The organism is Nitrobacter winogradskyi Nb-255 (assembly GCF_000012725.1).
Taxonomy (GTDB): Bacteria; Pseudomonadota; Alphaproteobacteria; order Rhizobiales; family Xanthobacteraceae; genus Nitrobacter; species Nitrobacter winogradskyi.
Genome location: NC_007406.1, coordinates 1,884,005 through 1,898,660, shown reverse-complemented (window position 1 = coordinate 1,898,660; position 14,656 = coordinate 1,884,005). Strand labels below are relative to the sequence as shown.

Sequence of the window (14,656 nt, the reverse complement as noted above, 5' to 3'; positions counted from 1 at the left end):
GCGACTGATATGCCGCCGAAAACCCTTGCTCCTGTTTGGTTTTTCTATACGAGAAATAGTAACAGCACGAAGACCGGACCGTGTATACGGTGCCGATGATGATTGGACCGCTCCCGAAGGTTGCAGGTCGCAAGGCATGTTCAAACGAATTCTGATCGCCAATCGCGGCGAGATCGCCTGCCGGATCATCAGATCAGCCCGCCGGATGGGGGTGGAGACCGTCGCCGTGTACTCTGAGGCGGATCGCGACGCGCTTCATGTCAAGATGGCCGACGAGGCCTTGCTGATCGGCTCTCCGCCGGCCTCCGAGAGCTATCTCGTTATCGAGAAAATCGTCGAAGCCTGCCGCAAGAGCGGCGCGGAAGCCGTCCATCCCGGCTACGGGTTCCTGTCCGAGCGCGAGGGGTTCCCGCGCGCGCTGGCGGACGCCGGCATCGTTTTCATCGGACCCCATCCGCAAGCGATCGCCGCGATGGGCGACAAGATCGAATCCAAAATGGTGGCCGCGAGCGCAGGGGTTTCGACGGTGCCGGGATTCCTCGGCGTGATCGAGGACGACAGGCACGCGGTGAAGATCGCCGGTGAAATCGGCTATCCGGTCATGATCAAGGCCTCCGCGGGCGGAGGGGGCAAGGGCATGCGCATCGCGCATTCCAGTGCCGAGGTGGCGGAGGGCTTCAATCTGGCGAAAGCGGAGGCGAAAGCCTCGTTCGGCGACGACCGCGTCTTCATCGAGAAATTCATCGTCGAACCCCGGCATATCGAAATCCAGGTGCTCGGCGACAAGCATGGCAATGTGATCCATCTCGGCGAGCGTGAGTGCTCGATCCAGCGGCGAAACCAGAAAGTCATCGAGGAGGCGCCATCGCCCCTGCTTGATGAGATCACGCGGCGCAGGATGGGCGAGCAGGCCGTGGCGCTGGCCAAGGCGGTAAACTACGACTCCGCAGGCACGGTCGAGTTTGTCGTCGGGCAGGACAAGAGCTTCTACTTCCTCGAGATGAACACGCGGCTACAGGTCGAGCATCCGGTTACCGAACTGGTTACCGGCATCGATCTGGTCGAGCAGATGATCCGCATCGCCGCGGGAGAAAAACTGTCGGTAGCCCAGAAGGATGTAACGCTGACGGGATGGGCGGTCGAGACGCGGGTTTATGCCGAGGATCCGTTCCGCAATTTTCTCCCCTCGGTCGGACGCCTCGTCAAATATCGGCCACCGGCGGAAATGAGCCGGGACGATGTCACCGTGCGCAACGACACCGGCGTCTATGAAGGTAGCGAGATTTCGCTTCACTATGATCCGATGATCGCCAAGCTCGTGACCCATGGGCCGTCTCGCGTCGCCGCCATCGAGGCGCAGGCCCAGGCGCTCGACGCGTTCTACATCGACGGCATCCGGCATAACATTCCGTTCCTGTCGGCCTTGATGCATCACGCGCGCTGGCGCGCCGGAAATCTTTCGACGGGCTTCATCGCCGAGGAGTTTCCGAACGGGTTCACCGCTCGCGCGCCGGAAGGCGAGATCGCGCGCAGGCTTGCGGCGGTGGCGGCTGCGATCGATCATGTGCTTGGCGAACGCAAGCGGCGGATCTCCGGCCAGATGAACGGCCGGCCGGTGACGCGGGAGAAGCGCCGCGCGGTCTGGCTCGATCGCGATGAAATCCTGCTTGATGTCTGGCGTGACGGCGACGCCATCGCGGTTCGCTTCGTAGACGCGGACGAGAGCGCCGGCGAAGCGCATCGATTGCTTTCGCGATGGGCGCCCGGCCAGCCGGTCTGGGAGGGAACGTTCGATGCGCACCCCATCGCAATGCAGGTGAGGCCGATCACCGGCGGCTTCCGGCTTGCGTATCAGGGCTTCGAGGCCGCGGTCTCTGTGTTCACGCAAACCGAAGCGGCGGCCGCGCGGCTCATGCCGGTGGCGACGGTCACGGACAACGGCAAGAAGCTGCTTTGCCCGATGCCCGGCCTTGTCGTCTCGATCGCCGTGACCGAAGGGCAGGAGGTCAAGGCTGGCGAGACGCTGGCGGTCATCGAGGCGATGAAGATGCAGAACGTGCTGCGCGCAGAGCAGGACGGAACGGTCAAGAGGATTGCGGCGGTGCCTGGAGCGACGCTGGCGGTCGATGCGTTGATCCTCGAATTCGCTTGAGCGCTTTCGTGGTGTCTCGATGTCTCGAACTCGCGCGCCGTGGTTTCGCCCGACGGCAACCGATGGGAGCACTGGATGCATGAGGTGGTCCGTCAGGTCATGATCCGCGGCCGGGTTCAGGGCGTGGGCTTCCGTTACTGGACGATGCGCGAAGCCATCCGGTTCGGCGTCGGCGGCTGGGTGCGCAACCGGCGTGACGGGAGCGTCGAGGCGCTGTTCGCGGGGTCGACCGAAGCCGTCGCGGAGATGATCACGCGATGCCGGAGCGGGCCGGAATTTGCGCGCGTGGATGATATTGAAGATCAGCCGGTGGCGGCGAACGCCCTGAAAATGATCCGGCCCGGCGAACGCTTCTCACAGCTTCCGACGGTGTAGGCAAAAGCCTTTCTCCCGGCCACTTCCTAGAATCAATCTAGATCATTGCGGTTGCGGAAGAATTTTGGACGCCATAAACGATTGGAAGCCGACCACCGCGACGGTGACAGCGTGTCGGCGTCCTCATCCTTGGCTAGTTCACGTTCGCATCATGATCCCTTTCGCTTTCGTTCCCGTTTGTCCGCAGCCGCTGTCGCCGGGCGAATCCGTTTGCGGGCAAGGGATGGCTTCCGGCTGGCGTTCGGGGCGCGCATGAGTTGGGATCTTCACAGGCTGTTCTTACGCCATGCGCGCGACATCACCGCGGCGCTGCGGCGTCGGGGACTGAGCGAGGAAACGGCTGCGGACATCACCCAGGATACGTTCGTCAAGGTTCTCGTCTCGCCGCCTGGCAGGTCGGTGACGGTTCATAACCCGGCGGCCTATCTGTTTCGGGTGGCGCGCAATCTCGGCATCGATCACCAGCGCCGCGAGCGGGTGCTGCGTCGGGTCGAAATGTCGGCCGAGGATTTTGCAGCGATCGTCGACCCCACGCCGTCTCCGGAATCCGCCGTCTATGACCGCCAGAAGCTGGCGCTGACCAGGGCCGCGCTCGCCGAGTTGCCCGAGCGTACCCGCGTCGCCTTCGAAATGCATCGGCTCGATGAAATGACGATTGCCGAGGTCGCGGCCGAACTCGGTCTTTCGACCTCCCGCGTCTGGTCGCTGATCCGGGACGCCTACGATCATATCGATGCCCGGCTGACCGGCCTCTGACAGGCCGCCGTTCAAGAAAAACTGAAAATTCCGGCCCGCCACTCGTAATCTTCGATAGGAAGGTTTCGCGCGCGGTCATCCAGCGCGAGATGATGGACGTATACGAATGACCGAGGCGCCAGCAGAGGACCGCCGATTGTTTCGCGAAGCGGCGGACCTCGCCATTCGCCTTCAGAACGACCCGGCCAACCCTGTTTCCGTCGACATGGTGCGGACATGGGTGGCGCGCAGCCCCCGCCACGAGGCGGCCTGGGCCAGGGTCGCGGCGATCCACGGCATGACCGGAAGGGTTCTGACCGAGCAGCGCAAGGCCGCTGAAGGCGGAATTGGCGGCATGTCGCGGCGCAGGCTGGTCATCGGCGGCCTGATCGGCGCAGGCGTTGCGGCGGCCGGATCGCTGACGGTGCCGGGCGCTCTCCTGCGCGCGCGCGCGGATTACATGACGTCCACCGCTGAAATCAGGCGCATTACCTTGTCCGACGGCAGTGAGATCACGCTGGGACCCGATAGCGCGGTCGCGATCGATTTTGCCGACGCGCGAAGGACGATCGGGCTTCTGGCGGGAATGGCTTATTTTGACGTGGTGCGCGACGCGTCGCGGCCATTTTCAGTCCTGTCCGGCGATCTCACGGCGACAGCGCTCGGCACCGCCTTTGACGTGTCCAACGACGCGGGATTCGTCTCGGTCTCCGTGAACCACGGCGCGGTCGAGGCGAGAGCGGCCCACTCCGCGCTTCGTCTCGCGGAAAGATTGAATCCGGGCGACTGGATCACCTTCGATACTTCCTCGCACGCGATTGCTCGCGGTACGCGCGAAGCCTCCCAGATCGCGGCATGGCGGGAGGGAATGATCGTCGCCGAACGGGAAACCGTCTCCGCGATGGTGGCCAAGATCGCGCGCTGGCAGCCGGGAAGGGTGGTCATGGCCGATCCGTTTCTCGGCTCCCGCGTGGTGAGCGGTGTTTTCGACCTTGCCGATCCGCTGGGAGCGCTCGAAGCAGTGGTTCGCCCGTTCGGCGCGAAGGTGCGCGTCACGCCCTTCATGACCGTCATCTCGCCCGTCTGACGAACTTCACAGAGAAAAAAACAGAAAATTTCGGAAGCCCGTTCGTAAAGCCCTGTAGGGACTGCATCGAACAGCGAGCCGCCAGTCCCGAATGACACTCGGGGGTAGTTCGGAAATGCGACAAGGAGATTTGGGGCAGAGGGCTTTGGAGTACAGGTTTCGCGGAAGCGCATTTTGCAAGGATGTTCGCAAGGCGCTGATCGCGGCGCTGCTGGCGACGACGGCGGTGATCGGCGGCAGCGCGGCGCCGCAAAGCCAGGCGCTCGCGCAGGCCCAGACCAGTTTCAACATTCCCGCCGGTCCCTTGAATCGAGTCCTCGCCGCTTTCGGCAGGCAGTCTGGAATCCAGCTCTCCTATGAAGCCTCCATTGCGAGCGGCAAGACCTCGCCGGGAATTCAGGGCGCGGCGACGCGCGAGCAGGCCATCGCGCGCATTCTTCAAGGCTCCGGCCTGAGCTATTCGTTCAAGGATTCGCGAAACGTATTGATCACGCAGCCCGGCGCGACTGCCACCGGTGCCGCGCCGGCGGGTGCGATCGCGCTCGATACGATCGATGTGGAGGGGGCAACTCGTCCTGGCAGGACCGAGGGCACCGAGTCCTACACGACGAGCCAGTCGTCTTTCGGCAAGGGACAGTCGCTGAGGGAGTTGCCGCAGACCGTCACTGTCATGACGCACCAGCGCATGCGGGATCAGGGGCTGAGGACGCTGGAAGATGTCATGGAGTACACGCCCGGCATCACGGTGGAGCAACAAAGCAGTTCAAGTTCGGGTTTCTATTCGCGGGGTTTCGAGATCACGAACTTCCAGATCGACGGCAACAGCCCGTTGTTGTCGCGGTCATACAGCCAGACTTACGCGGGCGGCCTGACCACATCGCAAGCGGACCTCGCGATGTATGACAGCGTCGAGGTGTTGCGTGGCTCCGATGCGCTCTATGGCGTTTCAGGCGCGCCCGGCGGCGTTATCAATCTCGTGCGCAAGAAGCCGACCAGCCAGTTTCAGATGAATGCGCTCGCCAGAGGCGGAAGCTGGAATAACTATCGAGGTGAGTTGGACGTCAGCGGGTCTCTCAACGCGAACGGCGCCGTTCGCGGACGCTTCGTCGGCGTCTATGAGGACCGGGAGTTTTTCTACAATGTCGCAAAGAGCAACAAATACCTGCTCTATGGAATTGTCGAAGCCGACGTCACCGACAGTACGATGCTGACATTCGGCAGCGACATCATGCGTCAGGATGGTTCGAACTGGCGCTATGGCTTGCCGCGCTACTCGAACGGAGCAGATATAGGCTTGCCACGCAGCACGTTTCTCGCGCCTGACGAAAACCGCTGGCTGAGGAACACCACCAAGCAGTTCGTTCGCCTTGATCAGGAGCTCGGAGACAAGTGGACCCTGGGAATCGAGGCGTCGCGAGCGCACAGCAAGGTTGACGAAAAAACTCAGGTCTTCTGGGGTGCGATTGATCCGATCACCCTGTCCGGCCTTCGGAGCGGCACGGGACACGGCAGGCAATTTTATCGTAACGAGACCCAGAGCACGTTGGATGCCGTGTTGAAGGGATCATTCCATCTGCTTGGCATGGACCACAAGCTGATATTGGGCGCGAATATAATCCGATATGACAGCGGCGGAGAAACAAATGCACGCAACGGCGGCACTATATTTGTTCCGAACATATTCGAGTTCGATCCAGCCGATTTTCGATTAAATGATCCTTACTTTCGAATCTTCCAGTGGGCGACCAAAATCACGCAAAAAGGCGTTTACGGGTCGCTGGCGGCGAAAATCGCTGATCCGCTCACGCTTATCGTCGGTGGACGGTTGAGCTGGTATAATTACGACGATGCCATCACTACCTTTGACAGGAATACGGGGAACATCACCGGCACGACACTTACAAGGTTCGATGACAACAAGGTTTTTACGCCTTCCCTGGGCCTGGTGTATGATTTCTCGACGCATTGGTCCGCTTATGCGAGCTTTGCCGAGACCTATCAGCCGCAGGCCAATTCTCTCAGCGGACCATTACCCGGAACACCGCTCGGTCCCGTCACGGGGCGCACTTACGAGACCGGCGTCAAAGGCAGCCTGCTCGACGGGCGCCTGAATACGAGCATCGCGCTTTATCATGTCAACCGTAACGGCGAGGCGGTGCCGGACCCGGCCTATCCGCCGGTTACCGGCGACCTGGGCCGTAATTGCTGTTTTCTCGGTCAGGGCCGCATTGTCAGCCGGGGCGTGGATGCCGAGGTCAGTGGCGAAATCGCCGAGGGGTGGCGGGTTCAGGCAGGCTACACCTTCAACGACAATGAGAATGTAGTCGCAGGCGGCCGTTACAGCACGGTGACTCCCAAGCACCTGTTCAAGCTGTGGACGACCTATGCGCTTCGAGGGCCGCTTGATGGGTGGAAAGTCGGCGGCGGCGTGACCGCGCAAAGTTCATTCTACCGGAAGGGAGAGGCGAGAACCTTAAACCCGAATACCGGAGAATATGACGGACCTTTGGCCCCGTTTGAATTTACCGAGCCGGGCCGCGCGGTGGTCGATCTGTATGTGGAATACAAGATCAATCAGCACTGGAGCGCGACGCTCAACGTCAATAATGTCTTCGACAAGAGATATTACCAGACGATGGGATACGCAGACTACGCTAACTGGTACGGCCCGCCACGTAATTTCCTGCTGAGCGCGCGGGCGAGGTTTTAGACACGTGCTTTGATTGCCGCTACCGGGATCAATATCATCGATCCCGTCAAATAAACGCGGGATTCTCAGGAACCGAACACTTCGCTGAAGGTGCGCTTCAATGCCTGATCGATATCGGTCAGCCTGACACGCAAACCAAGGTCCGCGAGGCTCGTCACGCCGTAACGCGGGTCGGAGACGCCGCAGGGCACGATGTCGGCGAAATGGCTGAGATCGGGATCGACATTGAGCGAGACGCCGTGGAACGATACCCAGCGGCGCAGCCGCACGCCGATCGCCGCGATCTTGTCCTCATGGCCCGGCCCCTTGTCCGGTCGCGCCACCCAGACGCCGACCCGATCCTCGCGCCGTTCTCCCTTGACGCCGAAGGCGTCGAGCGTGCGGATGATCCATTCCTCCAGGCAGGCAATGAACTCCCGCACGTCGGGACGGCGGCGCTTCAAATCCAGCATGACGTAGGCGATGCGCTGGCCGGGGCCATGATAGGTGATCTGGCCGCCACGGCCGGTCGAAAATAGCGGAAAGCGGGCCTTCACCAGATCGGCTTCGCGTCCGCTGGTGCCGCAGGTGTAAAGCGGCGGGTGCTCCAGCAGCCAGACCTGCTCCGCGGCCTCGCTAGAGGCGATCGCCGCGGCCCGCCTTTCCATGGCGTCGACCGCTCCCGGATACGGCACCGGTTGATCCGACCGCCGCCAGTCCACGGGCTCGCCGGGCGAGGCCGCGAACAGCTTCAAATCGAGGGTCTGGCGACTGTTAATCATTGGCTAACCATCATGTGGTGGTGTGGAACCGTAGCAATTGGCATGGCTCCGGGTCTGAATTTCGTGGCGACGCTCGACAAAGTATCGGTCGATCTCATGGTGGTTCTGGGCACCACGTCCATGCCCGTTCATCAGGTGATGCGGCTCAGCCGTGGCGCCATCATCGAGCTTGACGCCACCGAGCAGGATGAGGTCAAGATCCTCGCCAACAACCTCCCGGTCGCCAGCGGCGTCGTGATGGTCAACCGGAACCGCATCACGGTCGAAGTCAAGCAGATGCTGCCGCGCGCGCCGGACCGCCGATAACGCTTCCTCCCAAGGCTGCCTTCCAATCCACCGATCGGGAGGAGGGACTTCTCGCGGGGCCTTGTCCCTCCATCATTGTTTTGTTACATCGGTGCCGTCGATCGGTCCGGCGGCGAGCCTGACCCGATTTAGCGCTCGTGGCGGAATTGGTAGACGCGCTGCCTTGAGGTGGCAGTGAGTAACATCGTGAAGGTTCGAGTCCTTTCGAGCGCACCACCTGAAAAAGTCGGATCGAGAAGTATCCGCGTTTCGTCGTCAACATCGCCTGCGCACGGTTGATCAAGTCGCGGTGGAGCCTGAGTGACCGATCCTGGGCAGGTGCCCGGACTCGGAAAAACGTCGTCCTTTTTCGGTGAGGGACCAGGCGACGTGATTGGAAAAGCCCGCCATGATCGACCGCGGCTTGATCAAACCCAGAGCTTCCAGCTTTTCCCGAATGATGACCGCGCTCTTTTCGCTGAGTTCGCAATAATCGGAGATGTGAAGCTTCTGCCGATACCAGTATCCGACAAGCTCCCGAACATAGGCCTCGGACGGGCTCTTGAGGAGGTGACCATAAAGCCCGGTAAAAAGGTCGCCCAACAGGACCGGCCGCGATATCGAGTCCGGGGCTCCTTCTTCCGACCGGTAGACAAGGAATTCCACGGTAACCGAGTTATCCGGCTCCACCTCGGCCGGGTGAGACGATGACTTGTCACGATCAAGATCGGCCAGCTTCTGGCGCAGGTCCGCATTCTCCGTCCGCAGCTTTTCCAGTTCCTGAAAAAGCTTGGGATTGACGGCCTGGTCTCCGCGTATCCAGCCCACACCGGGTTTCAAGTTCACGGCCGTTGCGACGGCCATCATGGCTTTCATGCAAAGATCGTTTTCGTTGCTCCAGAATTCGACGATGCGGCTGGTGCTCAAGCGAGCTTTGAACGTATCCAGCCTTTCTTTCAGCGGAGGCTCCGGCTCGATCGCTCCGCCTGTGGCGTGGCCCGGTTTTTCCGGAAGGAACGCAAGGATCGGAATGTCCTTTGATCGCGCATACGCGAAGACATCTTCCGCGAAAATCAGTTCATGATCGGACAGTGAGCCGTAACGGCGGCCGACGATGATGATGTAATAGTCGCTGCGATCGATGATCCGCTTGATATAGTCCAGTTGCTGTTGATCGGTGACCGGAAACGACTCCATGCCGGCGGGCATGTATCCCGCCTTTGCCAGCGTGTTGCCGACGGCCTGACGCTCCTTCAGATCGGCGTCCACTGAAGCAATGAAAATCTGAAAAACCCGATCCACTTGAACTTTTCCTTGTCGCGGGACTTGACCCTGCGCTGCCGGCACCCGGATTTGTCAATCACTTGTCATGTGGCCGGGATAAGTGGAAGGCGTTTCGGGCAGGTCGCGGCCCCACCCGTTGCGGGTTAATCTTTTGTTTACCATGCGACTCATAGGCTTCGTTCATGATGATCTCACGCAGCAACACTCGAAACGATATCCTGTCGCTCGAAACCGCCGCGACGGCGGCTCGCGGCGGCTTCGCCTGCCTCTTTTCATCGTCCGACGAGTACGAGCAGGCGCTTATTGCCGAACGCCATGCCCGGGGCCGCTATACTTCCACACGACGGCTGGTCGATGACGGCCTTGATTGCTCGGTCGGACACGATCGCCCGCTGGATACAGCATCAGCAAAGCGAGGAACCGCCAGAGGATCCCTGGCCCGGGTATTCTGGCTCACGGTTGGCCACTGTTTCCCTAAGTAGAGCACCGGATCTTAACCGTGGTTGCCGGGCAGGGTGGCGGAACGCCGCTCGAATGCTAGGATTGCGGGATGATCCGGCTTGTCACAGTCGCCTCCGTGATATCCACGTACCAGAAACCCGCCGTCGCGGTGGACCCGAATGACGACGTCCAGACCGAGCTTTGGGCAAGCCGGCTGAACGTATCCCGCGAGAAACTGCTGGAGACGATTTCCGAGGTAGGTCCGTCGCTGGCCGCCGTACGGCATCGCTTGGAAAAGCAATAATAAACGTTCCCTCGCCGGGATTTCGCGACAGGCATCCACCATATATTGGCCGAACGTCGGAGCCGAGCCGCAACACCTTGGCTGCTCCGTTTCGATGTGCTATCTGACGGAAGCCGCTTCGACCATCCGCCATTGCTGTTCGCACCCGTGCATCACGGTCTGCGCTGCCGAGGGTATTTTTTGCATGGATTCTTCCGCCAAGACCGCTTCCGCCCCTGATCCGTTCTTCGCGGGCACGCTGGCCGAAGCCGATCCGGAGATCGCCGCCGCGATCACCGGCGAACTGGGCCGTCAGCGTCACGAGATCGAACTGATCGCGTCGGAGAACATCGTCAGCCGTGCGGTTCTGGAGGCGCAGGGCTCGGTGATGACCAACAAGTACGCGGAGGGTTATCCGGGCGCGCGCTATTACGGCGGATGCGAATGGGTGGATGTCGCCGAAACGCTGGCCATCGAGCGCGCCAAGAAACTGTTCGGCGCCCGTTTTGCCAACGTCCAGCCGAATTCGGGCAGCCAGATGAACCAGGCGGTGTTTCTGGCGCTGCTGCAGCCTGGCGATACCTTCATGGGGCTGGATCTGGCTGCCGGAGGGCACCTGACGCACGGCGCGCCGGTCAACATGTCCGGCAAGTGGTTCAAGGTCGCGCACTATACCGTGCGGCGCGACGATCACCTGATCGATATGGACGAGGTAGCCCGCCGCGCCGAGGAGGTGAAGCCGAAGCTGATCATCGCCGGCGGTTCGGCCTATTCGCGACCGTGGGATTTCAAGCGCTTTCGCGAGATCGCCGACAGCGTCGGCGCCTATCTGATGGTGGATATGGCGCACTTCGCGGGTCTGGTTGCCGGGGGCGTCCATGCGTCGCCGGTCCCGCACGCGCATGTGACGACGACCACGACCCACAAGTCGCTACGCGGCCCGCGCGGCGGCCTGATCCTGTGCAATGACGAAGCGCTCGCCAAGAAGTTCAATTCGGCCATTTTTCCGGGGTTGCAGGGCGGCCCGCTGATGCATGTCATCGCCGCCAAGGCCGTGGCGCTCGGTGAAGCGCTGCGGCCGGACTTCAAGATATACGCGAAGAACGTTGTCGAAAACGCTAGAGCGCTTGCTGAAAGCCTGCGTGGTCATGGGTTCGACATCGTCTCCGGCGGCACGGACAACCACCTGATGCTGGTGGATTTGCGCCCCAAGGGACTGAAAGGCAACGTTTCGGAAAAGGCGCTCGTTCGCGCCGGCCTGACCTGCAACAAGAACGGCATTCCCTTCGATCCCGAAAAGCCGTTCGTGACCTCGGGCCTGCGTCTCGGTACGCCGGCCACCACCACGCGCGGCTTCGGGGTGAGCGAGTTCAAACAGGTCGGCGGCCTGATTGCGGAAGTGCTTACGGCCATCGCACAGGCCGAGGACGGCAAGGCCCCGCTGGTCGAGGCGGCGGTGAAGGAGAAGGTGAAGGCGCTGACGGATCGCTTTCCGATCTATCAATAAAGTTGGGGTCGATGGGATCCGCAGACGTTTTCAAACTTACGGGGTCATTCGCGGACTTGATCCGTGCATCCATCGATCTTGTGAGAATGATGGATTGCCGGGTCGAGCCCGGCAATGACAGGGAATAACCGATGCGCTGCCCGAGCTGCAACAGTTTGGATACGCAGGTCAAGGATTCCCGGCCGACCGAGGATTCCGCCGTCATACGGCGCAGGCGGGTCTGCATGGCCTGCAATTTCCGGTTCACGACGTTTGAGCGGGTGCAACTGCGCGAACTCACGGTGATTAAGCGCAACGGCCGGCGGGTGCCGTTCGATCGTGACAAGCTGGTACGCTCGCTGCAAATCAGCTTGCGCAAGCGGCCGGTCGAGCCCGAGCGCATCGAAACCATGGTCTCGGCCATCGTCCGCGAACTCGAAAGTGGCGGTGAGGCTGAAATTTCGTCCGAAACCATCGGCGAGATCGTCATGGAGCACCTGCGCAGCCTCGACGATGTGGCCTATGTGCGTTTCGCCTCGGTCTACCGCAATTTCCGCGAGGCCAAGGATTTCGAGGCGGTACTGGGCGAACTCTCCAGCGAGGACGACCCGCGGCGGGTTCCGCTGCGCAAATGATCGTCGGCGTTCTGGAGGAGGAGCACGGCGCCAGCCTCCGGACGGAGAGGACCGTCGATTTGCATTTCATGCAGCTCGCGCTTGCGCTGGGACGTCGTAGCCTGGGCGCGAGCGCACCCAACCCGGCCGTGGGCGCCGTCATCGTGAAGGACGGCGTGATCGTCGGCCGCGGCTGGACCCAGCCGGGAGGGCGTCCGCACGCGGAGGCCGAGGCGCTGCGGCGCGCGGGGGAGGCGGCGCGTGGTGCGACATTGTATGTCACGCTGGAGCCGTGTTCTCATGTCGGAAAAACCCCGCCTTGCGCGGACGCCGTGATCGCAGCCGGCATTACGCGGGTTGTATCCGCGATCGAGGATCCCACGCCCGAAGTCTCCGGGCAGGGCCATGCGCGATTGCGCGCTGCTGGCGTGGCAGTGGAGATCGGACTTTGCGCGGCCGAGGCGGCGCACCACCATGCCGGACATTTCCGGCGGGTACGGGACAGACGCCCGCACATCATTCTCAAGCTCGCGGTGTCCAGCGACGGAAAGATCGCCGCCGCCGGAGGCGTGCCGGTCGCCATCACAGGCGAGGCGGCGCGGGCGCGAGCGCATCTTCTGCGCGCGCAATGCAGCGCGATCCTGGTCGGCATCGGCACCGTACTGGCGGACGACCCTCTCCTGACCTGCCGGCTTCCCGGCATGGAAACACGCTCGCCGCTACGCGTGGTTCTGGATCAGGCGCTGCGCATTCCGGAAAGCAGCCGCCTTGTTCAGTCCGCGCGCGAGACCCCGCTCTGGATCATGACCTCGGAATTTGCCGAAGCATCAAGGGCGATGAAGCTTGGCGCGGCCGGCGCGCGGGTGATGCGCGTTCCGGGCGCGGCTGGAGCGCCCGGGCTCGATCTCGTGGCGGTTCTCCGGGCTCTCTCGGAAAGCGGAGTCACCCGGCTGGTGGTGGAAGGCGGCGCGCGCGTCGCGGCGTCGTTTATCGCGGCGGCGCTGGTTGACGAAGCCTGGCTGCTGCGCGGTCCGGATCCGATCGGCGACGACGGCGTGGCCGCACTCGGGGCCTTGCCGCTGACCGTCATTACCGGGTCGCCGGAGTTCAGGATGTGTGCGGGCGAGACGCTGGATCAGGACGCCCTCGCGATTTACGAACGTGTCCGGAGCATAAGTTGAATCCGACCATGCTCTGGAAATTCTTGCCTGTCGCATTTTCTTGTGGCGAACCGTATCCACTTCGCCGGAAAATGCTCTAAATTGAGTTACGTTTGAATCCGTCATGCCCGTCCCGGTGCCGGGCGTCTATCTCTTTCGGCCGCTGCGGATGTACTGGATTCGGAAGGTTCTGATGTTCACCGGCATAGTGACCGACATCGGCGAGATCGAAAGCGTCACGCTCACGGCGCAGAACCGGCTGCACCGCCTCCGTATCCTCTGTCACTACGATCAAGGCACCATCGCGGATGGCGCATCGATCGCCTGCAACGGCGCGTGTCTGACGGTCGTTGCCTCCGGCGTCGCCGCCGGCTTGACCTGGTTCGATGTCGATGTCGGGGCTGAGACGCTCGACGTGACGACGGCGAAGCACTGGAGTGTGGGCACGCGGCTCAATCTTGAACGCGCATTGAAGATCGGGGACGAGCTTGGTGGCCATATTGTCGCGGGTCACGTCGACGGAATCGCGACCATACTGACGCGCGACGATCAGCACGGCATGGCGCGCTTTGAATTCTCGACCGCTCCGAAGTTGGCGCGGTTCATTGCGGTCAAGGGTTCGGTGACGCTGGACGGCGTATCGCTGACGGTGAACAGCGTTCGGAACGAGGCGTTTTCGGTGCTCACGATTCCGCGCACGCTTGACCTTACCACGCTGGGGGACTGGCGTCCCAACAGCGAGGTCAATATCGAGGTCGACCTGATGGCGCGTTATGCCGCGCGCCTGAGCGAAATGACCTGCGTCTCCTCGACGGAGGCATGATACGCGACTATTATAGCGTTTTCGAGCGAAGCATATCCTTGGGTTCAGAGCATGATCCGATCAAGTTAAATCGGACCATGCTCTAGAAATGGTTGTCTGGTCGCATTTTCTTGTGGCGAACCGGTATCCACTTCGCCGGAAAATGCTCTAGTGTCCCGATTCCGAAGTTCGCATACCCTTGCCGCAAACTTTGATACGAACTTCGGAATCAAAGGGACACTAGATCACGATGGTTTTGGATCGAATCGATCCAAAACCATGAACGTGATCGATTCCAACATTTTAGAGCGGGATGCGGGCGGAAAACCGCTACACACTTTTCCTCATCCCGCTCTAGCAACTTTATGATTCTATTGTGGTTTAGGTTCAGAAGTTCGCTTGACCGACTCGATGGGCAATGAAGCGAACCTCTGAACCACTACACTAGAGCGTTTTCGAGCGAAGTGGACACCGGTTCGCG

General features: G+C 61.5%; 14 protein-coding genes and 1 tRNA gene. 13 read left to right on the top strand and 2 right to left on the bottom strand.

All coding sequences use genetic code 11. The features are described from left to right. Nucleotides 1-136 precede the first annotated feature (136 nt). The 5 genes from NWI_RS09060 (at nt 137) to NWI_RS09040 (ending at nt 7,059) form a co-directional block, all read left to right on the top strand. A complete protein-coding gene (locus NWI_RS09060) occupies nt 137-2,152 on the top strand; it encodes an acetyl-CoA carboxylase biotin carboxylase subunit (RefSeq protein ID WP_011314993.1) in 2,016 nt (671 codons plus the stop codon). 75 nt (nt 2,153-2,227) lie between these two features. Then, the gene (locus NWI_RS09055; protein WP_011314992.1) at nt 2,228-2,527 is read left to right on the top strand and encodes an acylphosphatase; all 300 of its coding nucleotides are present in this window, start codon (nt 2,228-2,230) and stop codon (nt 2,525-2,527) included. A gap of 252 nt (nt 2,528-2,779) precedes the next feature. Then, a complete protein-coding gene (locus tag NWI_RS09050; protein ID WP_041344955.1) occupies nt 2,780-3,283 on the top strand; it encodes a sigma-70 family RNA polymerase sigma factor in 504 nt (167 codons plus the stop codon). A gap of 106 nt (nt 3,284-3,389) precedes the next feature. Then, nucleotides 3,390-4,349 carry a FecR family protein gene (locus NWI_RS09045; protein WP_011314990.1) on the top strand — a complete coding sequence of 320 codons (960 nt, stop codon included), beginning with the start codon at nt 3,390-3,392 and terminating at the stop codon, nt 4,347-4,349. Nucleotides 4,350-4,494: 145 nt separating this feature from the next. Continuing rightward, entirely contained in the window at nt 4,495-7,059 is a 2,565-nt protein-coding gene (locus NWI_RS09040) for a TonB-dependent siderophore receptor (protein ID WP_049750573.1), read from the top strand. A gap of 65 nt (nt 7,060-7,124) precedes the next feature. Here the strand turns inward: NWI_RS09040 and lipB are convergent, their stop codons facing one another. Further along, entirely contained in the window at nt 7,125-7,820 is a 696-nt protein-coding gene (gene lipB / locus NWI_RS09035; RefSeq protein ID WP_011314988.1) for a lipoyl(octanoyl) transferase LipB, read from the bottom strand. A 63-nt stretch (nt 7,821-7,883) separates the two neighbouring features. On the opposite strand from lipB, the gene NWI_RS09030 reads away from it, so the two are divergent. Both NWI_RS09030 and NWI_RS09025 read left to right on the top strand, forming a co-directional pair. Then, complete coding sequence (locus tag NWI_RS09030; RefSeq protein ID WP_041345558.1) at nt 7,884-8,126, top strand: FliM/FliN family flagellar motor switch protein; 243 nt, start codon at nt 7,884-7,886, stop codon at nt 8,124-8,126. Between the two features lie 131 nt (nt 8,127-8,257). After that, nucleotides 8,258-8,342: transfer RNA gene (locus NWI_RS09025), tRNA-Leu, on the top strand. A gap of 63 nt (nt 8,343-8,405) precedes the next feature. Here NWI_RS09025 and NWI_RS09020 read toward each other — a convergent pair. Next, nucleotides 8,406-9,407 (bottom strand): DUF4062 domain-containing protein, encoded by a 1,002-nt coding sequence (locus NWI_RS09020; RefSeq protein ID WP_011314986.1) that lies wholly within the window; start codon nt 9,405-9,407, stop codon nt 8,406-8,408. Nucleotides 9,408-9,571: 164 nt separating this feature from the next. On the opposite strand from NWI_RS09020, the gene NWI_RS09015 reads away from it, so the two are divergent. The 6 genes from NWI_RS09015 to NWI_RS08990 all read left to right on the top strand — a co-directional run bounded on the left by NWI_RS09015 (nt 9,572) and on the right by NWI_RS08990 (nt 14,196). Next, nucleotides 9,572-9,871 (top strand): hypothetical protein, encoded by a 300-nt coding sequence (locus NWI_RS09015; RefSeq protein ID WP_011314985.1) that lies wholly within the window; start codon nt 9,572-9,574, stop codon nt 9,869-9,871. A gap of 68 nt (nt 9,872-9,939) precedes the next feature. Beyond that, on the top strand, nt 9,940-10,134 hold the full coding sequence (locus NWI_RS09010; protein ID WP_041344953.1) for a DUF3606 domain-containing protein: 195 nt from the start codon (nt 9,940-9,942) through the stop codon (nt 10,132-10,134). 184 nt (nt 10,135-10,318) lie between these two features. Continuing rightward, nucleotides 10,319-11,620 (top strand): serine hydroxymethyltransferase, encoded by a 1,302-nt coding sequence (gene glyA, locus NWI_RS09005; RefSeq protein ID WP_011314984.1) that lies wholly within the window; start codon nt 10,319-10,321, stop codon nt 11,618-11,620. Between the two features lie 131 nt (nt 11,621-11,751). After that, complete coding sequence (gene nrdR, locus NWI_RS09000) at nt 11,752-12,234, top strand: transcriptional regulator NrdR (RefSeq protein ID WP_011314983.1); 483 nt, start codon at nt 11,752-11,754, stop codon at nt 12,232-12,234. Continuing rightward, complete coding sequence (gene ribD / locus NWI_RS08995; protein ID WP_011314982.1) at nt 12,231-13,394, top strand: bifunctional diaminohydroxyphosphoribosylaminopyrimidine deaminase/5-amino-6-(5-phosphoribosylamino)uracil reductase RibD; 1,164 nt, start codon at nt 12,231-12,233, stop codon at nt 13,392-13,394. Before nrdR ends, ribD begins: the two co-directional genes overlap by 4 nt. Before the next feature lie 172 nt (nt 13,395-13,566). Beyond that, the gene (locus NWI_RS08990) at nt 13,567-14,196 is read left to right on the top strand and encodes a riboflavin synthase (protein ID WP_011314981.1); all 630 of its coding nucleotides are present in this window, start codon (nt 13,567-13,569) and stop codon (nt 14,194-14,196) included. Nucleotides 14,197-14,656 lie beyond the last annotated feature (460 nt).

Bases quoted from the DNA above. Each gene is read 5' to 3' on its own strand.
- NWI_RS09050 (WP_041344955.1), top strand. From the start codon at position 2,780: ATGAGTTGGGATCTTCACAGGCTGTTCTTACGCCATGCGCGCGACATC.
- ribD (WP_011314982.1), top strand. From the start codon at position 12,231: ATGATCGTCGGCGTTCTGGAGGAGGAGCACGGCGCCAGCCTCCGGACG.
- lipB (WP_011314988.1), bottom strand. From the start codon at position 7,820: ATGATTAACAGTCGCCAGACCCTCGATTTGAAGCTGTTCGCGGCCTCG.
- NWI_RS09055 (WP_011314992.1), top strand. From the start codon at position 2,228: ATGCATGAGGTGGTCCGTCAGGTCATGATCCGCGGCCGGGTTCAGGGC.
- nrdR (WP_011314983.1), top strand. From the start codon at position 11,752: ATGCGCTGCCCGAGCTGCAACAGTTTGGATACGCAGGTCAAGGATTCC.
- NWI_RS09045 (WP_011314990.1), top strand. From the start codon at position 3,390: ATGACCGAGGCGCCAGCAGAGGACCGCCGATTGTTTCGCGAAGCGGCG.
- NWI_RS09015 (WP_011314985.1), top strand. From the start codon at position 9,572: ATGATGATCTCACGCAGCAACACTCGAAACGATATCCTGTCGCTCGAA.
- glyA (WP_011314984.1), top strand. From the start codon at position 10,319: ATGGATTCTTCCGCCAAGACCGCTTCCGCCCCTGATCCGTTCTTCGCG.
- NWI_RS09010 (WP_041344953.1), top strand. From the start codon at position 9,940: ATGATCCGGCTTGTCACAGTCGCCTCCGTGATATCCACGTACCAGAAA.
- NWI_RS08990 (WP_011314981.1), top strand. From the start codon at position 13,567: ATGTTCACCGGCATAGTGACCGACATCGGCGAGATCGAAAGCGTCACG.
- NWI_RS09060 (WP_011314993.1), top strand. From the start codon at position 137: ATGTTCAAACGAATTCTGATCGCCAATCGCGGCGAGATCGCCTGCCGG.